The sequence below is a fragment of the Staphylococcus sp. GDB20D11A genome (assembly GCF_016893255.1).
GTDB lineage: Bacteria > Bacillota > Bacilli > Staphylococcales > Staphylococcaceae > Staphylococcus > Staphylococcus aureus.
Genome location: NZ_JAFEPJ010000018.1, coordinates 177,830 through 199,907, shown reverse-complemented (window position 1 = coordinate 199,907; position 22,078 = coordinate 177,830). Strand labels below are relative to the sequence as shown.

20 protein-coding genes are annotated in these 22,078 nt (G+C 33.4%); all 20 read left to right on the top strand.

Annotated elements, in window-relative coordinates; translation table 11 throughout:
* Positions 1-17: 17 nt before the first annotated feature.
* Positions 18-1,421 carry an ATP-dependent protease ATPase subunit HslU gene (gene hslU / locus JV528_RS11520; protein ID WP_054170571.1) on the top strand — a complete coding sequence of 468 codons (1,404 nt, stop codon included), beginning with the start codon at positions 18-20 and terminating at the stop codon, positions 1,419-1,421.
* 24 nt (positions 1,422-1,445) lie between these two features.
* Positions 1,446-2,219 carry a GTP-sensing pleiotropic transcriptional regulator CodY gene (codY, locus tag JV528_RS11515; RefSeq protein WP_000055337.1) on the top strand — a complete coding sequence of 258 codons (774 nt, stop codon included), beginning with the start codon at positions 1,446-1,448 and terminating at the stop codon, positions 2,217-2,219.
* Between the two features lie 50 nt (positions 2,220-2,269).
* Entirely contained in the window at positions 2,270-2,362 is a 93-nt protein-coding gene (locus JV528_RS11510; RefSeq protein WP_031788481.1) for a hypothetical protein, read from the top strand.
* A gap of 198 nt (positions 2,363-2,560) precedes the next feature.
* On the top strand, positions 2,561-3,328 hold the full coding sequence (rpsB, locus tag JV528_RS11505) for a 30S ribosomal protein S2 (protein WP_000268484.1): 768 nt from the start codon (positions 2,561-2,563) through the stop codon (positions 3,326-3,328).
* Between the two features lie 33 nt (positions 3,329-3,361).
* Positions 3,362-3,475 carry a hypothetical protein gene (locus tag JV528_RS11500; RefSeq protein WP_001789890.1) on the top strand — a complete coding sequence of 38 codons (114 nt, stop codon included), beginning with the start codon at positions 3,362-3,364 and terminating at the stop codon, positions 3,473-3,475.
* 34 nt (positions 3,476-3,509) lie between these two features.
* Complete coding sequence (tsf, locus tag JV528_RS11495; protein ID WP_000201387.1) at positions 3,510-4,391, top strand: translation elongation factor Ts; 882 nt, start codon at positions 3,510-3,512, stop codon at positions 4,389-4,391.
* 136 nt (positions 4,392-4,527) lie between these two features.
* The gene (gene pyrH / locus JV528_RS11490; RefSeq protein ID WP_000057330.1) at positions 4,528-5,250 is read left to right on the top strand and encodes a UMP kinase; all 723 of its coding nucleotides are present in this window, start codon (positions 4,528-4,530) and stop codon (positions 5,248-5,250) included.
* A gap of 18 nt (positions 5,251-5,268) precedes the next feature.
* Complete coding sequence (frr, locus tag JV528_RS11485; protein WP_001280006.1) at positions 5,269-5,823, top strand: ribosome recycling factor; 555 nt, start codon at positions 5,269-5,271, stop codon at positions 5,821-5,823.
* Between the two features lie 372 nt (positions 5,824-6,195).
* Entirely contained in the window at positions 6,196-6,966 is a 771-nt protein-coding gene (locus tag JV528_RS11480) for an isoprenyl transferase (RefSeq protein WP_000473705.1), read from the top strand.
* Between the two features lie 6 nt (positions 6,967-6,972).
* The gene (locus JV528_RS11475) at positions 6,973-7,755 is read left to right on the top strand and encodes a phosphatidate cytidylyltransferase (protein WP_000868413.1); all 783 of its coding nucleotides are present in this window, start codon (positions 6,973-6,975) and stop codon (positions 7,753-7,755) included.
* A 211-nt stretch (positions 7,756-7,966) separates the two neighbouring features.
* On the top strand, positions 7,967-9,253 hold the full coding sequence (gene rseP / locus JV528_RS11470) for an RIP metalloprotease RseP (RefSeq protein ID WP_000121122.1): 1,287 nt from the start codon (positions 7,967-7,969) through the stop codon (positions 9,251-9,253).
* Positions 9,254-9,272: 19 nt separating this feature from the next.
* On the top strand, positions 9,273-10,976 hold the full coding sequence (locus JV528_RS11465; RefSeq protein WP_000814107.1) for a proline--tRNA ligase: 1,704 nt from the start codon (positions 9,273-9,275) through the stop codon (positions 10,974-10,976).
* A gap of 263 nt (positions 10,977-11,239) precedes the next feature.
* A complete protein-coding gene (locus JV528_RS11460; protein ID WP_014532616.1) occupies positions 11,240-15,550 on the top strand; it encodes a PolC-type DNA polymerase III in 4,311 nt (1,436 codons plus the stop codon).
* A 289-nt stretch (positions 15,551-15,839) separates the two neighbouring features.
* Positions 15,840-16,307, top strand: coding sequence for a ribosome maturation factor RimP (rimP, locus tag JV528_RS11455; RefSeq protein ID WP_000036631.1), 468 nt, complete (start codon positions 15,840-15,842; stop codon positions 16,305-16,307).
* A 20-nt stretch (positions 16,308-16,327) separates the two neighbouring features.
* A complete protein-coding gene (gene nusA / locus JV528_RS11450) occupies positions 16,328-17,503 on the top strand; it encodes a transcription termination factor NusA (RefSeq protein WP_000097463.1) in 1,176 nt (391 codons plus the stop codon).
* Positions 17,504-17,523: 20 nt separating this feature from the next.
* The gene (gene rnpM, locus JV528_RS11445) at positions 17,524-17,808 is read left to right on the top strand and encodes an RNase P modulator RnpM (RefSeq protein WP_000727423.1); all 285 of its coding nucleotides are present in this window, start codon (positions 17,524-17,526) and stop codon (positions 17,806-17,808) included.
* Entirely contained in the window at positions 17,805-18,122 is a 318-nt protein-coding gene (locus JV528_RS11440; protein WP_000020854.1) for a YlxQ family RNA-binding protein, read from the top strand. Before rnpM ends, JV528_RS11440 begins: the two co-directional genes overlap by 4 nt.
* Positions 18,123-18,126: 4 nt before the next feature.
* On the top strand, positions 18,127-20,244 hold the full coding sequence (gene infB, locus JV528_RS11435; RefSeq protein ID WP_000043635.1) for a translation initiation factor IF-2: 2,118 nt from the start codon (positions 18,127-18,129) through the stop codon (positions 20,242-20,244).
* A gap of 385 nt (positions 20,245-20,629) precedes the next feature.
* Positions 20,630-20,980 (top strand): 30S ribosome-binding factor RbfA, encoded by a 351-nt coding sequence (rbfA, locus tag JV528_RS11430; protein WP_000097322.1) that lies wholly within the window; start codon positions 20,630-20,632, stop codon positions 20,978-20,980.
* 169 nt (positions 20,981-21,149) lie between these two features.
* A complete protein-coding gene (gene truB, locus JV528_RS11425; RefSeq protein ID WP_000282294.1) occupies positions 21,150-22,067 on the top strand; it encodes a tRNA pseudouridine(55) synthase TruB in 918 nt (305 codons plus the stop codon).
* Positions 22,068-22,078 lie beyond the last annotated feature (11 nt).

Sequence of the window (22,078 nt, the reverse complement as noted above, 5' to 3'; positions counted from 1 at the left end):
ACGGAGGAATGAAATTAATGGATACAGCTGGAATAAGATTAACTCCAAAAGAAATCGTATCTAAATTAAATGAATACATCGTTGGACAAAATGATGCTAAACGTAAAGTGGCAATTGCCCTACGTAATCGATACAGAAGAAGTTTATTAGATGAGGAATCAAAGCAAGAAATTTCACCTAAAAATATTTTGATGATTGGACCAACCGGCGTTGGTAAAACTGAAATTGCAAGAAGAATGGCCAAAGTTGTCGGCGCGCCATTTATAAAAGTAGAAGCTACTAAATTTACTGAGGTAGGTTATGTAGGACGAGATGTTGAAAGTATGGTTAGAGATCTTGTTGATGTTTCAGTAAGATTAGTCAAGGCGCAGAAAAAATCATTGGTACAAGATGAAGCAACAGCTAAGGCCAATGAAAAACTTGTTAAGTTATTAGTTCCAAGTATGAAAAAGAAATCGTCTCAAACGAATAATCCTTTAGAGTCACTTTTCGGAGGTGCAATTCCAAATTTCGGACAAAATAACGAAGATGAAGAAGAACCACCTACTGAGGAAATTAAAACAAAACGTTCTGAAATTAAGAGACAATTAGAAGAAGGCAAACTTGAAAAAGAAAAGGTAAGAATTAAAGTCGAACAAGATCCTGGTGCTTTAGGTATGCTAGGTACAAATCAAAATCAGCAAATGCAAGAGATGATGAATCAATTAATGCCTAAAAAGAAAGTTGAGCGAGAAGTTGCTGTTGAGACGGCAAGGAAAATCTTAGCTGATAGTTATGCGGATGAACTAATTGATCAAGAAAGCGCTAACCAAGAAGCGCTTGAATTAGCAGAACAAATGGGTATCATCTTTATAGATGAAATCGACAAAGTTGCGACGAATAATCATAATAGTGGTCAAGATGTCTCAAGACAAGGTGTTCAGAGAGATATTTTACCTATACTTGAAGGTAGCGTTATTCAAACCAAATATGGTACTGTGAATACTGAACATATGCTGTTTATAGGTGCTGGAGCTTTCCATGTATCTAAGCCGAGTGACTTGATACCAGAATTGCAAGGTCGTTTTCCGATTAGAGTGGAACTTGATAGTTTATCGGTAGAAGATTTTGTAAGAATTTTGACAGAACCAAAATTGTCATTAATTAAACAATATGAAGCATTGCTTCAAACAGAAGAAGTTACTGTAAACTTTACGGATGAAGCAATTACTCGCTTAGCTGAGATTGCTTATCAAGTAAATCAAGATACAGACAACATTGGTGCACGTCGACTTCATACAATTTTAGAAAAGATGTTAGAAGATTTATCATTCGAAGCACCAAGTATGCCGAATGCAGTTGTAGATATTACTCCACAATATGTTGATGATAAATTAAAATCAATTTCAACAAATAAAGATTTAAGTGCATTTATTCTATAAAAATATACAAAAGGAGAAAAATTCATGAGCTTATTATCTAAAACGAGAGAGTTAAACACGTTACTTCAAAAACACAAAGGTATTGCGGTTGATTTTAAAGATGTAGCACAAACGATTAGTAGCGTAACTGTAACAAATGTATTTATTGTATCGCGTCGAGGTAAAATTTTAGGATCGAGTCTAAATGAATTATTAAAAAGTCAAAGAATTATTCAAATGTTGGAAGAAAGACATATTCCAAGTGAATATACAGAACGATTAATGGAAGTTAAACAAACAGAATCAAATATTGATATCGACAATGTATTAACAGTTTTCCCGCCTGAAAACAGAGAATTATTCATAGATAGTCGTACAACTATCTTCCCAATTTTAGGTGGAGGAGAAAGATTAGGTACATTAGTACTTGGTCGAGTACATGATGATTTTAATGAAAATGATTTGGTACTAGGTGAATATGCTGCTACAGTTATTGGTATGGAAATCTTACGTGAGAAGCATAGTGAAGTAGAAAAAGAAGCGCGCGATAAAGCTGCTATTACAATGGCGATTAATTCATTATCTTATTCTGAAAAAGAAGCAATTGAACATATCTTTGAAGAACTTGGCGGTACGGAAGGCCTATTAATCGCATCAAAAGTTGCAGATAGAGTTGGTATTACTAGATCTGTAATTGTAAATGCACTACGTAAATTAGAAAGTGCTGGTGTAATTGAGTCACGTTCTTTAGGAATGAAAGGTACTTTCATTAAAGTTAAAAAAGAAAAATTCTTAGATGAATTAGAAAAAAGTAAGTAAGTCGATGAGTCTGGGACATAATTCAATGTCCTAGTCGTAACGATGTTATCTTGGCAGTAGTCAACGAAATGACTTTGATGATTATGTTGAAGTCATTTCTTTATTTTTGTCTAATTTTCAATCAAATTGATATTCCACATTAACATGATAGAATTACCTTTAAATTTATGAAAAAATGCTTGAAAAACATTTGCTTTAGACACGGCATTATGTTATATTTATTTTCGGCTATAAAGCCAATACACACATATCAAACGTGATTGTGTAAAGGGTGCAATATTTGTATATTGTCTTTACAATAGTTTGCTATGGAGGTAATTAACCAATAGGAGGAATTTATAATGGCAGTAATTTCAATGAAACAATTACTAGAAGCGGGTGTTCACTTCGGTCACCAAACACGTCGTTGGAACCCAAAAATGAAAAAATATATCTTCACTGAGAGAAATGGTATTTATATCATCGACTTACAAAAAACAGTGAAAAAAGTAGACGAGGCATACAACTTCTTGAAACAAGTTTCAGAAGATGGTGGACAAGTCTTATTCGTAGGAACTAAAAAACAAGCACAAGAATCAGTTAAATCTGAAGCAGAACGTGCTGGTCAATTCTACATTAACCAAAGATGGTTAGGTGGATTATTAACTAACTATAAAACGATCTCAAAACGAATCAAACGTATTTCTGAAATTGAAAAAATGGAAGAAGATGGTTTATTCGAAGTATTACCTAAAAAAGAAGTAGTAGAACTTAAAAAAGAATACGACCGTTTAATCAAATTCTTAGGCGGAATTCGTGATATGAAATCAATGCCTCAAGCATTATTCGTAGTTGACCCACGTAAAGAGCGTAATGCAATTGCTGAAGCTCGTAAATTAAATATTCCTATCGTAGGTATCGTTGACACTAACTGTGATCCTGACGAAATTGACTACGTTATCCCAGCAAACGACGATGCTATCCGTGCGGTTAAATTATTAACTGCTAAAATGGCAGATGCAATCTTAGAAGGTCAACAAGGCGTTTCTAATGAAGAAGTAGCTGCAGAACAAAACATCGATTTAGATGAAAAAGAAAAATCAGAAGAAACAGAAGCAACTGAAGAATAATCAACTGTTGAATCTGACTTAGATATAGTTTAAATGGGTGATAAGATATTAATGCTTATCACCTTTTTTAAAAAGAAAATCGAGGCAAATTACAAATATTCAATTAGAGTATTGGCAATCTTGCCTATAATAATGCTAAAATCATAATATATAAAATGATAACTTATTGGAGGAATAATGAATGGCAACTATTTCAGCAAAACTTGTTAAAGAATTACGTGAAAAAACTGGCGCGGGTATGATGGATTGTAAAAAAGCGCTAACTGAAACTGATGGTGACATCGATAAAGCGATTGATTACCTACGTGAAAAAGGTATTGCTAAAGCAGCTAAAAAAGCAGACCGTATTGCGGCTGAAGGTTTAGTACATGTAGAAACTAAAGGTAACGACGCAGTTATCGTTGAAATCAACTCTGAAACAGACTTTGTTGCTCGTAACGAAGGTTTCCAAGAGTTAGTTAAAGAAATCGCTAATCAAGTATTAGATACAAAAGCTGAAACTGTTGAAGCTTTAATGGAAACAACTTTACCAAATGGTAAATCAGTTGATGAAAGAATTAAAGAAGCAATTTCAACAATCGGTGAAAAATTAAGTGTTCGTCGTTTTGCTATCAGAACTAAAACTGATAACGATGCTTTCGGCGCTTACTTACACATGGGTGGACGCATTGGTGTATTAACAGTTGTTGAAGGTTCAACTGACGAAGAAGCAGCAAGAGACGTTGCTATGCATATCGCTGCAATCAACCCTAAATATGTTTCTTCTGAACAAGTTAGCGAAGAAGAAATCAACCACGAAAGAGAAGTTTTAAAACAACAAGCATTAAATGAAGGTAAACCAGAAAACATCGTTGAAAAAATGGTGGAAGGACGTTTACGTAAATACTTACAAGAAATTTGTGCTGTAGATCAAGACTTCGTTAAAAACCCTGATGTAACAGTTGAAGCTTTCTTAAAAACAAAAGGTGGAAAACTTGTTGACTTCGTACGCTATGAAGTAGGCGAAGGTATGGAAAAACGCGAAGAAAACTTTGCGGATGAAGTTAAAGGACAAATGAAATAATCTGTCATAAAGTAAAACAAGGAAGAAGACACCTTTAATGTTGCTTTATTAAAATGTAAATCATTCTAATAAAACAACAACTGTGTCTTCTTTACTTGTATATGTTACATATATTCACGATAGAGAGGATAAGAAAATGGCTCAAATTTCTAAATATAAACGTGTAGTTTTGAAACTAAGTGGTGAAGCGTTAGCTGGAGAAAAAGGATTTGGCATAAATCCAGTAATTATTAAAAGTGTTGCTGAGCAAGTGGCTGAAGTTGCTAAAATGGACTGTGAAATCGCAGTAATCGTTGGTGGCGGAAACATTTGGAGAGGTAAAACAGGTAGTGACTTAGGTATGGACCGTGGAACTGCTGATTACATGGGTATGCTTGCAACTGTAATGAATGCCTTAGCATTACAAGATAGTTTAGAACAATTGGATTGTGATACACGAGTATTAACATCTATTGAAATGAAGCAAGTGGCTGAACCTTATATTCGTCGTCGTGCAATTAGACACTTAGAAAAGAAACGTGTAGTTATTTTTGCTGCAGGTATTGGAAACCCATACTTTTCTACAGATACTACAGCGGCATTACGTGCTGCAGAAGTTGAAGCAGATGTTATTTTAATGGGCAAAAATAATGTAGATGGTGTATATTCTGCAGATCCTAAAGTAAACAAAGATGCGGTAAAATATGAACATTTAACGCATATTCAAATGCTCCAAGAAGGTTTACAAGTAATGGATTCAACAGCATCCTCATTCTGTATGGATAATAACATTCCGTTAACTGTTTTCTCTATTATGGAAGAAGGAAATATTAAACGTGCTGTTATGGGTGAAAAGATAGGTACGTTAATTACAAAATAAATTTAGAGGTGTAAAATAATGAGTGACATTATTAATGAAACTAAATCAAGAATGCAAAAATCAATCGAAAGCTTATCACGTGAATTAGCTAACATCAGTGCAGGAAGAGCTAATTCAAATTTATTAAACGGCGTAACAGTTGATTACTATGGTGCACCAACACCTGTACAACAATTAGCAAGCATCAATGTTCCAGAAGCACGTTTACTTGTTATTTCTCCATACGACAAAACTTCTGTAGCTGACATCGAAAAAGCGATAATAGCAGCTAACTTAGGTGTCAACCCAACAAGTGATGGTGAAGTGATACGTATTGCTGTACCTGCCTTAACAGAAGAACGTAGAAAAGAGCGCGTTAAAGATGTTAAGAAAATTGGTGAAGAAGCTAAAGTATCTGTTCGAAATATTCGTCGTGATATGAATGATCAGTTGAAAAAAGATGAAAAAAATGGCGACATTACTGAAGATGAGTTGAGAAGTGGTACTGAAGATGTTCAGAAAGCAACAGACAATTCAATAAAAGAAATTGATCAAATGATTGCTGATAAAGAAAAAGATATTATGTCAGTATAAAACTAATATACAATGACATATTAAAATGCCAGTATTAAACGATAATGTAACATTTAAAATGGGCATGTTTAATTAAATCAAAAATGCATGTGATAATTTAAATTCACAATGAGCATAAAAATGGTGTTTAAACAAGTTAATTAAACATATACTTTATAAATAATAGGCATCAGGTATATTGCTATAATAAAGTTATGTAATTTTTAACCTCAGTATGTATGTCACATTTCTGGTGTAAACTGTACCGAGTCAGACTTTGGTACAGTTTTTTTATTTGCTTATTCAATGCATTAAATGAGTATGATAAAATGATAATGATTGTTTAGTAACTTATACTATATGACAGAGATGATCAGGCTCGGAGGAAAGACCATGTTTAAAAAGCTAATAAATAAAAAGAACACTATAAATAATTATAATGAAGAATTAGACTCGTCTAATATACCTGAACATATCGCTATTATTATGGATGGTAATGGGCGATGGGCTAAGAAGCGAAAAATGCCTAGAATTAAAGGTCATTACGAAGGTATGCAAACAATAAAAAAAATTACTAGGGTAGCTAGTGATATTGGTGTTAAGTACTTAACTTTATATGCCTTTTCCACTGAAAATTGGTCAAGACCTGAAAGTGAAGTAAATTATATTATGAATTTACCTGTCAATTTCTTAAAGACATTTTTACCGGAACTAATTGAAAAAAATGTCAAAGTTGAAACAATTGGATTTACTGATAAGTTGCCAAAATCAACGATAGAAGCAATAAATAATGCTAAAGAAAAGACAGCTAATAATACCGGCTTAAAATTAATATTTGCAATTAATTATGGTGGCAGAGCAGAACTTGTTCATAGTATTAAAAATATGTTTGACGAGCTTCATCAACAAGGTTTGAATAGTGATATCATAGATGAAACATATATAAACAATCATTTAATGACAAAAGACTATCCTGATCCAGAGTTGTTAATTCGTACTTCAGGAGAACAAAGAATAAGTAATTTCTTGATTTGGCAAGTTTCGTATAGTGAATTTATCTTTAATCAAAAATTATGGCCTGACTTTGACGAAGATGAATTAATTAAATGTATTAAAATTTATCAGTCACGTCAAAGACGCTTTGGCGGATTGAGTGAGGAGTAGTATAGTATGAAAGTTAGAACGCTGACAGCTATTATTGCCTTAATCGTATTCTTGCCTATCTTGTTAAAAGGCGGCCTTGTGTTAATGATATTTGCTAATATATTAGCATTGATTGCATTAAAAGAATTGTTGAATATGAATATGATTAAATTTGTTTCAGTTCCTGGTTTAATTAGTGCAGTTGGTCTTATCATCATTATGTTGCCACAACATGCAGGGCCATGGGTACAAGTAATTCAATTAAAAAGTTTAATTGCAATGAGCTTTATTGTATTAAGTTATACTGTCTTATCTAAAAACAGATTTAGTTTTATGGATGCTGCATTTTGCTTAATGTCTGTGGCGTATGTAGGCATTGGTTTTATGTTCTTTTATGAAACGAGATCAGAAGGATTACATTACATATTATATGCCTTTTTAATTGTTTGGCTAACAGATACAGGGGCTTACTTATTTGGTAAAATGATGGGTAAACATAAGCTTTGGCCAGTAATAAGCCCGAATAAAACAATCGAAGGATTCATAGGTGGCTTGTTCTGTAGTTTGATAGTGCCTCTTGCAATGTTATATTTTGTAGATTTCAATATGAATGTATGGATATTACTTGGAGTGACATTGATTTTAAGTTTATTTGGTCAATTAGGTGATTTAGTGGAATCAGGATTTAAGCGTCATTTCGGCGTTAAAGACTCAGGTCGAATACTACCTGGACACGGTGGTATTTTAGACCGATTTGACAGCTTTATGTTTGTGTTACCATTATTAAATATTTTATTAATACAATCTTAATGCTGAGAACAAATCAATAAACGTAAAGAGGAGTTGCTGAGATAATTTAATGAATCTCAGAACTCCTTTTGAAAATTATACGCAATATTAACTTTGAAAATTAGACGTTATATTTTGTGATTTGTCAGTATCATATTATAATGACTTATGTTACGTATACAGCAATCATTTTTAAAATAAAAGAAATTTATAAACAATCGAGGTGTAGCGAGTGAGCTATTTAGTTACAATAATTGCATTTATTATTGTTTTTGGTGTACTAGTAACTGTTCATGAATATGGCCATATGTTTTTTGCGAAAAGAGCAGGCATTATGTGTCCAGAATTTGCGATCGGTATGGGGCCAAAAATTTTTAGTTTTAGAAAAAATGAAACACTTTACACTATTAGGTTATTGCCTGTTGGTGGATATGTTCGTATGGCAGGAGATGGCTTAGAAGAGCCACCAGTCGAGCCTGGTATGAACGTTAAAATTAAACTGAATGAAGAAAATGAAATAACACATATCATATTAGATGATCATCATAAGTTTCAACAAATTGAAGCGATCGAAGTAAAAAAATGTGATTTTAAAGATGACTTATTCATAGAAGGTATCACTGCTTATGATAACGAAAGACATCATTTTAAAATTGCTAGAAAGTCTTTCTTTGTTGAAAATGGTAGCTTAGTTCAAATTGCTCCGAGAGACAGACAATTTGCACATAAAAAACCATGGCCGAAATTTTTAACATTATTTGCGGGACCGTTATTTAACTTTATATTAGCTTTAGTCCTATTTATTGGTCTTGCATATTATCAAGGTACACCTACGTCTACTGTAGAACAAGTCGCAGATAAGTATCCAGCTCAACAAGCAGGCTTACAAAAAGGCGATAAAATTGTCCAAATTGGTAAATATAAAATATCTGAATTTGATGATGTTGATAAGGCGTTAGATAAAGTTAAAGATAATAAGACAACTGTTAAATTTGAACGTGATGGTAAAACAAAGTCAGTTGAATTAACACCTAAAAAGACTGAAAGAAAACTGACTAAAGTAAGTTCAGAAACGAAGTATGTTCTCGGATTCCAACCAGCGAGTGAACGTACGCTCTTCAAACCAATTGTATATGGATTTGAAAGCTTTTTGAAAGGTAGTACACTAATTTTTACAGCTGTAGTAGGTATGTTGGCTAGTATATTTACGGGCGGATTCTCATTTGATATGTTAAATGGTCCGGTTGGTATTTATCATAACGTCGACTCAGTTGTTAAAGCGGGTATCATTAGCTTAATTGGATACACTGCGTTATTAAGTGTAAACTTAGGTATTATGAATTTAATTCCTATTCCTGCACTAGACGGTGGTCGTATTTTATTTGTTATATATGAAGCGATTTTCAGAAAACCAGTTAATAAAAAAGCGGAAACAACGATTATTGCTATTGGTGCCATTTTCATGGTCGTTATTATGATATTAGTAACGTGGAATGATATTCGACGATATTTCTTATAATTTAGGAGGATAAATAATTATGAAGCAATCCAAAGTTTTTATACCAACGATGCGTGACGTGCCATCAGAAGCAGAAGCACAAAGTCATCGTTTATTATTGAAATCGGGTTTGATAAAACAAAGTACAAGTGGGATTTATAGTTATTTACCGCTAGCAACACGTGTGTTAAATAATATTACTGCAATTGTGCGACAAGAAATGGAACGTATCGATTCTGTTGAAATTTTAATGCCAGCGTTACAACAAGCTGAATTATGGGAAGAATCAGGACGTTGGGGTGCATATGGCCCAGAATTAATGCGTTTACAAGATAGACATGGAAGACAATTTGCATTAGGTCCAACACATGAAGAATTAGTTACATCAATAGTAAGAAATGAATTGAAATCATACAAACAATTACCGATGACATTATTCCAAATTCAATCTAAATTCCGTGATGAAAAGAGACCACGTTTTGGTTTACTTCGTGGTCGTGAATTTATTATGAAAGATGCGTATTCATTCCATGCTGACGAGGCATCATTAGATCAAACATATCAAGATATGTATCAAGCGTATAGCCGTATTTTTGAGAGAGTTGGCATTAACGCAAGACCAGTAGTTGCAGATTCAGGTGCTATTGGCGGTAGCCATACACATGAATTTATGGCATTAAGTGCTATCGGTGAGGATACAATCGTTTACAGTAAAGAAAGTGACTATGCTGCTAATATCGAAAAAGCAGAAGTCGTTTACGAACCAAATCATAAGCATACTACTGTGCAATCTTTAGAAAAAATTGAAACACCAAATGTTAAGACTGCGCAAGAATTGGCAGACTTCTTAGGTAGACCAGTAGATGAAATCGTTAAAACGATGATTTTCAAAGTTGATGGCGAATATATTATGGTTTTAGTGCGTGGACATCATGAAATTAATGACATTAAATTAAAATCTTATTTCGGCACAGATAATATTGAATTAGCAACACAAGACGAAATTGTTAATTTAGTTGGTGCAAATCCTGGTTCACTAGGTCCTGTAATTGATAAAGAAATCAAAATTTATGCAGATAATTTTGTGCAAGATTTAAATAATTTAGTTGTCGGTGCAAACGAAGATGGTTATCACTTAATTAATGTAAATGTAGGTAGAGACTTCAACGTTGATGAATACGGCGATTTCCGTTTTATTTTAGAAGGCGAAAAGTTAAGTGATGGTTCAGGCGTTGCACATTTTGCTGAAGGTATTGAAGTTGGCCAAGTATTCAAATTGGGTACTAAGTATTCAGAATCAATGAATGCTACATTCTTAGATAACCAAGGAAAAGCCCAACCTTTAATTATGGGTTGTTACGGAATTGGAATTTCTAGAACGCTAAGTGCGATTGTTGAACAAAATCACGATGATAATGGAATTGTTTGGCCTAAATCAGTTACTCCATTTGATTTACATTTAATTTCTATTAATCCTAAGAAAGATGATCAACGAGAACTAGCGGATGCACTATATGCTGAATTTAATACTAAATTTGATGTGTTGTACGATGATCGTCAGGAACGTGCTGGTGTCAAATTTAATGATGCCGATTTAATTGGTTTACCACTGCGAATTGTTGTTGGTAAACGTGCATCGGAAGGTATTGTAGAAGTTAAAGAACGTTTAACAGGTGATAGCGAAGAAGTCCACATTGATGACTTAATGACTGTCATTACAAATAAATATGATAACTTAAAATAATTAAGATCGAATGAATTATAAGAGTAGGAAAAAGCTGAAAGAAATCTGATGCTTATGTCCTGCTCTTATTATTTTTGATATAATGATTATTCGATGAAAAATGACTGAAGACATAGTATAATTAAAGATAAATTTGTTTTAACAATATTATGATTAGCCAAATATAAAGCATTTAATTTTCTATCATTACTATGCTCACATAATCTAAATATTGTTCGAACACGTAAAAGTAATTTCTATTTAAGGTGGTAATTGTCTTGGCAATGACAGAGCAACAAAAATTTAAAGTGCTTGCTGATCAAATTAAAATTTCAAATCAATTAGATGCTGAAATTTTAAATTCAGGTGAACTGACACGTATAGATGTTTCTAACAAAAACAGAACATGGGAATTTCATATTACATTACCACAATTCTTAGCTCATGAAGATTATTTATTATTTATACATGCAATAGAGCAAGAGTTTAAAGATATCGCCAACGTTACATGTCGTTTTACGGTAACAAATGGCACGAATCAAGATGAACATGCAATTAAATACTTTGGGCACTGTATTGACCAAACAGCTTTATCTCCAAAAGTTAAAGGTCAATTGAAACAGAAAAAGCTTATTATGTCTGGAAAAGTATTAAAAGTAATGGTATCAAATGACATTGAACGTAATCATTTTGACAAGGCTTGCAATGGAAGTCTTATCAAAGCGTTTAGAAATTGTGGTTTTGATATCGATAAAATCATATTCGAAACAAATGATAATGATCAAGAACAAAACTTAGCTTCTTTAGAAGCACATATTCAAGAAGAAGACGAACAAAGTGCACGATTGGCAACAGAGAAACTTGAAAAAATGAAAGCTGAAAAAGCGAAACAACAAGATAACAACGAAAGTGCTGTCGATAAGTGTCAAATTGGTAAGCCGATTCAAATTGAAAATATTAAACCAATTGAATCTATTATTGAGGAAGAGTTTAAAGTTGCAATAGAGGGTGTCATTTTTGATATTAACTTAAAAGAACTTAAAAGTGGTCGTCATATCGTAGAAATTAAAGTGACTGACTATACGGACTCTTTAGTTTTAAAAATGTTTACTCGTAAAAACAAAGATGATTTAGAACATTTTAAAGCGCTAAGTGTTGGTAAATGGGTTAGGGCTCAAGGTCGTATTGAAGAAGATACATTTATTAGAGATTTAGTTATGATGATGTCTGATATTGAAGAGATTAAAAAAGCGACAAAAAAAGATAAGGCTGAAGAAAAGCGTGTAGAATTCCACTTGCATACTGCAATGAGTCAAATGGATGGTATACCAAATATTGGTGCGTATGTTAAACAGGCAGCAGACTGGGGACATCCAGCCATTGCGGTTACAGACCATAATGTTGTGCAAGCATTTCCAGATGCTCACGCAGCAGCGGAAAAACATGGTATTAAAATGATATACGGTATGGAAGGTATGTTAGTTGATGATGGTGTTCCGATTGCATACAAACCACAAGATGTCGTATTAAAAGATGCTACTTATGTTGTATTCGACGTCGAGACAACTGGTTTATCAAATCAGTATGATAAAATCATCGAGCTTGCAGCTGTGAAAGTTCATAACGGCGAAATCATCGATAAGTTTGAAAGGTTTAGTAATCCGCATGAACGATTATCGGAAACGATTATCAATTTGACGCATATTACTGATGATATGTTAGTAGATGCCCCTGAGATTGAAGAAGTACTTACAGAATTTAAAGAATGGGTTGGCGATGCGATATTCGTAGCACATAATGCTTCGTTTGATATGGGCTTCATCGACACGGGATATGAACGTCTTGGATTTGGACCATCTACGAATGGTGTTATCGATACATTAGAATTATCTCGTACGATTAATACTGAATATGGTAAACATGGTTTAAATTTCTTAGCTAAAAAATACGGTGTAGAATTAACGCAACATCACCGTGCCATTTATGATACAGAGGCAACAGCTTACATTTTCATAAAAATGGTTCAACAAATGAAAGAATTAGGCGTATTAAATCATAACGAAATCAACAAAAAACTCAGTAATGAAGATGCATATAAACGTGCAAGACCTAGTCATGTCACATTAATTGTACAAAATCAACAAGGTCTTAAAAATCTATTTAAAATTGTAAGTGCATCATTGGTGAAGTATTTCTACCGTACGCCTCGAATTCCACGTTCATTGTTAGATGAATATCGTGAGGGATTATTGGTAGGTACAGCGTGTGATGAAGGTGAATTATTTACGGCAGTTATGCAGAAGGACCAGAGCCAAGTTGAAAAAATTGCCAAATATTATGATTTTATTGAAATTCAACCACCGGCACTTTATCAAGATTTAATTGATAGAGAGCTTATTAGAGATACTGAAACATTACATGAAATTTATCAACGTTTAATACATGCAGGTGACACAGCGGGTATTCCTGTTATTGCGACAGGAAATGCACACTATTTGTTTGAACATGATGGTATCGCACGTAAAATTTTAATAGCATCACAACCCGGCAATCCACTTAATCGCTCAACTTTACCGGAAGCACATTTTAGAACTACAGATGAAATGTTAAACGAGTTTCATTTTTTAGGTGAAGAAAAAGCGCATGAAATTGTTGTGAAAAATACAAACGAATTAGCAGATCGAATTGAACGTGTTGTTCCTATTAAAGATGAATTATACACACCGCGTATGGAAGGTGCTAACGAAGAAATTAGAGAACTAAGTTATGCAAATGCGCGTAAACTGTATGGTGAAGACCTGCCTCAAATCGTAATTGATCGATTAGAAAAAGAATTAAAAAGTATTATCGGTAATGGATTTGCGGTAATTTACTTAATTTCGCAACGTTTAGTTAAAAAATCATTAGATGATGGATACTTAGTTGGTTCCCGTGGTTCAGTAGGTTCTAGTTTTGTAGCGACAATGACTGAGATTACTGAAGTAAACCCGTTACCGCCACACTATATATGTCCGAACTGTAAAACGAGTGAATTTTTCAATGATGGTTCAGTAGGATCAGGATTCGATTTACCTGATAAGACGTGCGAAACTTGTGGAGCGCCACTTATTAAAGAAGGACAAGATATTCCGTTTGAAACATTTTTAGGATTTAAAGGAGATAAAGTTCCTGATATCGACTTAAACTTTAGTGGTGAATATCAACCGAATGCCCATAACTACACAAAAGTATTATTTGGTGAGGATAAAGTATTCCGTGCAGGTACAATTGGTACAGTTGCTGAAAAGACTGCTTTTGGTTATGTTAAAGGCTATTTGAATGATCAAGGCATCCACAAAAGAGGCGCTGAAATAGATCGACTCGTTAAAGGATGTACAGGTGTTAAACGTACAACTGGACAGCATCCAGGGGGTATTATTGTAGTACCTGATTACATGGATATTTATGATTTTACGCCGATACAATATCCTGCCGATGATCAAAATTCAGCATGGATGACGACACATTTTGATTTCCATTCTATTCATGATAATGTATTAAAACTTGATATACTTGGACACGATGATCCAACAATGATTCGTATGCTTCAAGATTTATCAGGGATTGATCCAAAAACAATACCTGTAGATGATAAAGAAGTTATGCAGATTTTTAGTACACCTGAAAGTTTGGGTGTTACTGAAGATGAAATTTTATGTAAAACAGGTACATTTGGGGTACCAGAATTCGGTACAGGATTCGTGCGTCAAATGTTAGAAGATACAAAGCCAACAACATTTTCTGAATTAGTTCAAATCTCAGGATTATCTCATGGGACAGATGTGTGGTTAGGTAATGCTCAAGAATTAATTAAAACAGGTATATGTGATTTATCAAGTGTAATTGGTTGTCGTGATGATATCATGGTTTATTTAATGTATGCTGGTTTAGAACCATCAATGGCTTTTAAAATAATGGAGTCAGTACGTAAAGGTAAAGGTTTAACTGAAGAAATGATTGAAACGATGAAAGAAAATGAAGTGCCGGATTGGTATTTAGATTCATGTCTTAAAATTAAGTACATGTTCCCTAAAGCCCATGCAGCAGCATACGTTTTAATGGCAGTACGTATCGCATATTTCAAAGTACATCATCCACTTTATTACTATGCATCTTACTTTACAATTCGTGCGTCAGATTTTGATTTAATCACGATGATTAAAGATAAAACAAGCATACGAAATACTGTAAAAGACATGTATTCTCGCTATATGGATCTAGGTAAAAAAGAAAAAGACGTATTAACTGTTTTGGAAATTATGAATGAAATGGCGCATCGAGGTTATCGAATGCAACCGATTAGTTTAGAAAAGAGTCAAGCGTTCGAATTTATCATTGAAGGCGATACACTTATTCCGCCGTTCATATCAGTGCCTGGGCTTGGTGAAAACGTTGCGAAACGAATTGTTGAAGCTCGTGACGATGGACCATTTTTATCAAAAGAAGATTTAAACAAAAAAGCTGGTTTATCTCAGAAAATTATTGAGTATTTAGATGAGTTAGGCTCATTACCGAATTTACCAGATAAAGCTCAACTTTCGATATTCGATATGTAAAATGAAATAATCAAGGTATTTATTTAATGCGTATGGCGTAGTTAAAGAAATACAAAATTGTTGCTGGACACAAAATTATGCCTGTATTTCTTTTTAACGTCTTACGAGTCTATTCGAATGTAAAGGTGAAGTAAATGGACAAACTTTTACAAGAATCTCTGATTAATAGTGAAGTCATTTGTTTCAAGCATAAACTTATGCTATAATTAAGTTGCTTAAAAATTAGTGAACTCAGGCAGAAGAGTGGGAGATTCCCGCTCTTTTCTATTTGCCAAAAAGGGAGGCCTGTATGAGTAAAATTACAGAACAAGTAGAAGTGATTGTTAAACCAATTATGGAAGACTTGAATTTTGAACTTGTAGACGTTGAATATGTCAAAGAGGGTAGAGATCATTTTCTTAGAATCTCTATTGATAAAGAAGGTGGCGTAGATTTAAATGATTGTACGCTAGCTTCTGAAAAAATAAGTGAAGCTATGGATGCAAATGATCCTATTCCTGAAATGTATTATTTAGACGTAGCGTCACCTGGTGCAGAACGTCCAATTAAAAAAGAACAAGATTTCCAAAATGCAATAACTAAACCTGTATTTGTTTCTTTATATGTACCAATTGAAGGTGAAAAGGAATGGTTAGGCATTTTACAAGAAGTCAATAATGAAACAATTGTAGTTCAAGTTAAAATCAAAGCAAGAACGAAAGATATAGAGATACCGAGAGACAAAATAGCAAAAGCACGTCACGCAGTTATGATTTAACGTGATGAGGAGGAAAAAACGTGTCAAGTAATGAATTATTATTAGCTACTGAGTATTTAGAAAAAGAAAAGAAGATTCCTAGAGCAGTATTAATTGATGCTATTGAAGCAGCTTTAATTACTGCATACAAAAAGAATTATGATAGTGCAAGAAATGTCCGTGTGGAATTAAATATGGATCAAGGTACTTTCAAAGTTATCGCTCGTAAAGATGTTGTTGAAGAAGTATTTGACGACAGAGATGAAGTGGATTTAAGTACAGCGCTTGTTAAAAACCCTGCATATGAAATTGGTGATATATACGAAGAAGATGTAACACCTAAAGATTTTGGTCGTGTAGGTGCTCAAGCAGCGAAACAAGCAGTAATGCAACGTCTTCGTGATGCTGAACGTGAAATTTTATTTGAAGAATTTATAGACAAAGAAGAAGACATACTTACTGGAATTATTGACCGTGTTGACCATCGTTATGTATATGTGAATTTAGGTCGTATCGAAGCTGTTTTATCTGAAGCAGAAAGAAGTCCTAACGAAAAATATATTCCTAACGAACGTATCAAAGTATATGTTAACAAAGTGGAACAAACGACAAAAGGTCCTCAAATCTATGTTTCTCGTAGCCATCCAGGTTTATTAAAACGTTTATTTGAACAAGAAGTTCCAGAAATTTACGATGGTACTGTAATTGTTAAATCAGTAGCACGTGAAGCTGGCGATCGCTCTAAAATTAGTGTCTTCTCTGAAAACAATGATATAGATGCTGTTGGTGCATGTGTTGGTGCCAAAGGCGCGCGTGTTGAAGCTGTTGTTGAAGAGCTAGGTGGCGAAAAAATCGACATCGTTCAATGGAATGAAGATCCAAAAGTATTTGTAAAAAATGCTTTAAGCCCTTCTCAAGTTTTAGAAGTTATTGTTGATGAAACAAATCAATCTACGGTAGTTGTTGTTCCTGATTATCAATTGTCATTAGCGATTGGTAAAAGAGGACAAAACGCACGTCTAGCTGCTAAATTAACCGGCTGGAAAATTGATATTAAATCAGAAACAGATGCGCGTGAAGCGGGTATCTATCCAGTAGTTGAAGCTGAAAAAGTAACTGAAGAAGATGTTGCTTTAGAAGATGCTGACACAACAGAATCAACCGAAGAGGTAACTGATGTTTCAGTTGAAACAAATGTAGAGAAAGAATCTGAATAATAGGTTGGAGTGAAGTATCTATGAAAAAGAAAAAAATTCCGATGCGAAAATGTATTCTTTCAAATGAAATGCATCCCAAAAAAGATATGATTCGTGTTGTTGTTAATAAAGAAGGCGAAATCTTTGCGGATGTTACTGGAAAGAAACAAGGCCGTGGCGCATATGTTTCTAAAGATGTTGCTATGGTTGAAAAAGCACAACAAAAAGAAATTTTAGAAAAATATTTTAAAGCATCTAAAGAGCAATTGGATCCTGTTTACAAAGAAATTATTAGATTAATTTATAGAGAAGAGATCCCAAAATGAGTATAGATCAAATATTAAACTTTTTAGGATTAGCAATGAGAGCTGGTAAAGTAAAAACAGGTGAATCAGTCATTGTTAATGAAATTAAAAAAGGAAATTTGAAGCTCGTTATTGTTGCAAATGATGCGTCTGATAATACAGCTAAATTAATTACAGATAAATGTAAGAGTTACAAAGTTCCATTCAGAAAGTTTGGAAATCGAAATGAATTGGGAATAGCACTTGGAAAAGGTGAGCGTGTTAATGTAGGGATTACTGACCCAGGCTTTGCTAAAAAGATGCTATCAATGATAGATGAATATCATAAGGAGTGATTATATGAGTAAACAAAGAATTTACGAATATGCGAAAGAATTAAATCTAAAGAGTAAAGAGATTATAGATGAGTTAAAAAGCATGAATATTGAGGTTTCAAATCATATGCAAGCTTTGGAAGATGACCAAATTAAAGCATTAGATAAAAAGTTCAAAAAAGAACAAAAGAACGACAATAAACAAAGCACTCAAAATAATCACCAAAAATCAAACAATCAAAACCAAAATAAAGGGCAACAAAAAGATAACAAAAAGAATCAACAACAAAATAATAAAGGCAACAAAGGCAATAAAAAGAATAATAGAAATAATAAGAAAAATAACAAGAATAATAAACCACAAAATCAACCAGCTGCTCCAAAAGAAATACCATCAAAAGTGACATATCAAGAAGGTATTACAGTAGGCGAATTTGCGGATAAATTAAATGTTGAATCATCAGAAATTATCAAAAAATTATTCTTACTTGGTATTGTTGCTAATATCAATCAATCATTAAATCAAGAAACAATCGAATTAATTGCCGATGATTATGGCGTTGAGGTTGAAGAAGAAGTTGTGATTAATGAAGAAGATTTATCAATCTACTTCGAAGACGAAAAAGATGATCCAGAAGCAATTGAGAGACCAGCAGTTGTAACAATTATGGGACATGTTGACCATGGTAAAACTACTTTATTAGATTCAATTCGTCATACAAAAGTTACAGCAGGTGAAGCAGGCGGAATCACTCAACATATTGGTGCATATCAAATTGAAAACGATGGCAAAAAAATCACTTTCTTAGATACACCGGGACATGCTGCATTTACAACGATGCGTGCGCGTGGTGCACAAGTAACAGATATTACAATTTTAGTAGTAGCAGCTGACGATGGTGTTATGCCACAAACAATTGAAGCAATTAACCATGCTAAAGAAGCAGAAGTACCAATTATTGTTGCAGTAAATAAAATTGATAAACCAACTTCAAATCCTGATCGAGTTATGCAAGAATTAACTGAATATGGTTTAATTCCCGAAGATTGGGGCGGCGAAACAATTTTCGTTCCACTTTCTGCATTAAGTGGTGATGGTATCGACGATTTATTAGAAATGATAGGATTAGTTGCAGAAGTTCAAGAACTTAAAGCAAATCCTAAAAACCGTGCTGTTGGTACAGTTATCGAAGCTGAATTAGATAAATCACGAGGTCCTTCTGCATCATTATTAGTACAAAACGGTACATTAAATGTTGGTGATGCGATTGTAGTTGGTAATACTTACGGCCGTATCCGTGCAATGGTTAATGACTTAGGTCAAAGAATCAAAACGGCTGGCCCATCAACGCCTGTTGAAATTACAGGTATTAATGATGTGCCACAAGCTGGGGATCGCTTTGTTGTATTTAGTGATGAAAAACAAGCTCGTCGTATTGGTGAATCAAGACACGAAGCTAGCATTGTACAACAACGTCAAGAAAGTAAAAATGTTTCATTAGATAACCTGTTTGAACAAATGAAACAAGGTGAAATGAAAGACTTAAACGTTATTATTAAAGGTGATGTTCAAGGTTCTGTTGAAGCTTTAGCTGCATCATTAATGAAAATTGATGTTGAAGGCGTAAATGTTCGTATCATTCATACAGCGGTTGGTGCGATTAACGAGTCAGACGTGACACTTGCTAATGCCTCAAATGGTATTATCATTGGTTTCAATGTTCGTCCAGACAGTGGTGCAAAACGTGCTGCAGAAGCTGAAAATGTTGATATGCGTTTACACAGAGTTATTTATAATGTTATCGAAGAAATTGAATCAGCGATGAAAGGTTTACTTGATCCAGAATTTGAAGAACAAGTTATCGGACAAGCTGAAGTTCGTCAAACATTCAAAGTTTCTAAAGTTGGTACTATTGCTGGATGTTATGTTACTGAAGGTAAAATTACGCGAAATGCTGGTGTACGTATTATTCGTGATGGTATTGTTCAATATGAAGGCGAATTAGATACACTTAAACGTTTCAAAGATGATGCTAAGGAAGTTGCAAAAGGTTATGAATGTGGTATTACAATTGAAAACTACAATGACCTTAAAGAAGGCGATGTTATCGAAGCATTTGAAATGGTTGAAATTAAGCGTTAATTAAATAAATTACAAGCTAAAAGTATAGTTAAGATTGATATGCTCCCTATAAATATTGCACTTTTTAAGTGTCTACTTTATAGGGAGCATATTTGATACTAGCTTTTGGTTTTTTATTAGAATAGATTACCTATTAAAAGTTACGTTATATAGACATGATTTTTGTATAAAATTTTGTGGTGACCTAGAATGCTTTTTAATGACAAAATATAATGTCGACTATTATTGGAAAATTTTCTGTTGAAATGCCTATCTTACGGCAAACTTTATTTGATTTTATAGGCTTAATTTATTAAAATAACGTGTGAGCTAAAATAATTGTTTAAGCATTGTTACACTAAAAATGCAAATAACAATTGAACTTAAAGATAAAGAGGTGACAAGAATGAGCAGTATGAGAGCAGAACGTGTTGGTGAACAAATGAAGAAGGAATTAATGGATATCATCAACAATAAAGTCAAAGATCCTCGAGTTGGTTTTATTACAATTACAGATGTTGTTTTAACAAATGATTTATCGCAGGCTAAAGTATTTTTAACTGTATTAGGTAACGATAAAGAAGTAGAAAATACATTTAAAGCACTTGATAAAGCAAAAGGCTTCATTAAGTCTGAATTAGGTTCTAGAATGCGATTACGTATTATGCCGGAATTAATGTATGAATATGATCAATCAATCGAATATGGTAATAAAATTGAACGAATGATTCAAGATTTACACAAACAAGATAGATAATTTAGTGTTAGGTATCTGGAAAATGTTTGATAATTTCTTAATATCGGTATATTAACATTAAACAGTTAATACATAGATGTGTAGAAATAGTTAACATTTTCCAGTTTTTTTATGAATAAATTCAGTTAATACGCTATTAAAATATATTTTTAAAAAAGAAGGTGACAACATGTATAACGGTATATTACCAGTATATAAAGAACGTGGTTTAACAAGTCATGACGTCGTATTCAAATTGCGTAAAATTTTAAAGACTAAAAAAATAGGGCACACTGGTACGCTTGATCCTGAAGTTGCAGGCGTGTTACCGGTATGTATAGGTAATGCAACGAGAGTTAGTGATTATGTTATGGATATGGGCAAAGCTTATGAAGCAACTGTATCGATAGGAAGAAGCACAACGACTGAAGATCAAACGGGTGATACATTGGAAATGAAGGATGTACATTCAGCTGATTTCAACAATGACGATATTGACCGCTTGTTAGAAAATTTTAAAGGTGTTATTGAACAAATTCCGCCAATGTATTCATCAGTCAAGGTGAATGGTAAAAAATTATATGAATATGCGCGTAATAATGAAACAGTTGAAAGACCAAAGCGTAAAGTTAATATTAAAGACATTGGGCGTATATCTGAATTAGATTTTAAAGAAAATGAGTGTCACTTTAAAATACGTGTCATCTGTGGCAAAGGTACATATATTAGAACGTTAGCGACTGATATCGGTGTGAAATTAGGCTTTCCGGCACATATGTCGAAATTAACGCGAATTGAGTCTGGTGGATTTGTGTTGAAAGATAGCCTTACATTAGAACAAATAAAAGAACTTCATGAGCAGGATTCATTGCAAAATAAATTGTTTCCTTTAGAATATGGATTAAAGGGTTTGCCAAGCATTAAAATTAAAGATTCGCACATAAAAAAACGTATTTTAAATGGGCAGAAATTTAATAAAAATGAATTTGATAACAAAATTAAAGACCAAATTGTATTTATTGATGATGATTCAGAAAAAGTATTAGCAATTTATATGGTACACCCTACAAAAGAATCAGAAATTAAACCTAAAAAAGTCTTTAATTAAAGGAGATAGAA

Excerpts from the sequence above, each read along its gene's own strand:
- codY (WP_000055337.1), top strand. The coding sequence starts at position 1,446 with ATGAGCTTATTATCTAAAACGAGAGAGTTAAACACGTTACTTCAAAAA.
- pyrH (WP_000057330.1), top strand. The coding sequence starts at position 4,528 with ATGGCTCAAATTTCTAAATATAAACGTGTAGTTTTGAAACTAAGTGGT.
- JV528_RS11440 (WP_000020854.1), top strand. The coding sequence starts at position 17,805 with ATGAGTATAGATCAAATATTAAACTTTTTAGGATTAGCAATGAGAGCT.
- JV528_RS11475 (WP_000868413.1), top strand. The coding sequence starts at position 6,973 with ATGAAAGTTAGAACGCTGACAGCTATTATTGCCTTAATCGTATTCTTG.
- rnpM (WP_000727423.1), top strand. The coding sequence starts at position 17,524 with ATGAAAAAGAAAAAAATTCCGATGCGAAAATGTATTCTTTCAAATGAA.
- rbfA (WP_000097322.1), top strand. The coding sequence starts at position 20,630 with ATGAGCAGTATGAGAGCAGAACGTGTTGGTGAACAAATGAAGAAGGAA.
- rpsB (WP_000268484.1), top strand. The coding sequence starts at position 2,561 with ATGGCAGTAATTTCAATGAAACAATTACTAGAAGCGGGTGTTCACTTC.
- infB (WP_000043635.1), top strand. The coding sequence starts at position 18,127 with ATGAGTAAACAAAGAATTTACGAATATGCGAAAGAATTAAATCTAAAG.
- JV528_RS11500 (WP_001789890.1), top strand. The coding sequence starts at position 3,362 with ATGGGTGATAAGATATTAATGCTTATCACCTTTTTTAAAAAGAAAATC.
- hslU (WP_054170571.1), top strand. The coding sequence starts at position 18 with ATGGATACAGCTGGAATAAGATTAACTCCAAAAGAAATCGTATCTAAA.
- JV528_RS11480 (WP_000473705.1), top strand. The coding sequence starts at position 6,196 with ATGTTTAAAAAGCTAATAAATAAAAAGAACACTATAAATAATTATAAT.
- tsf (WP_000201387.1), top strand. The coding sequence starts at position 3,510 with ATGGCAACTATTTCAGCAAAACTTGTTAAAGAATTACGTGAAAAAACT.
- JV528_RS11460 (WP_014532616.1), top strand. The coding sequence starts at position 11,240 with ATGACAGAGCAACAAAAATTTAAAGTGCTTGCTGATCAAATTAAAATT.
- truB (WP_000282294.1), top strand. The coding sequence starts at position 21,150 with ATGTATAACGGTATATTACCAGTATATAAAGAACGTGGTTTAACAAGT.
- JV528_RS11465 (WP_000814107.1), top strand. The coding sequence starts at position 9,273 with ATGAAGCAATCCAAAGTTTTTATACCAACGATGCGTGACGTGCCATCA.
- frr (WP_001280006.1), top strand. The coding sequence starts at position 5,269 with ATGAGTGACATTATTAATGAAACTAAATCAAGAATGCAAAAATCAATC.
- rimP (WP_000036631.1), top strand. The coding sequence starts at position 15,840 with ATGAGTAAAATTACAGAACAAGTAGAAGTGATTGTTAAACCAATTATG.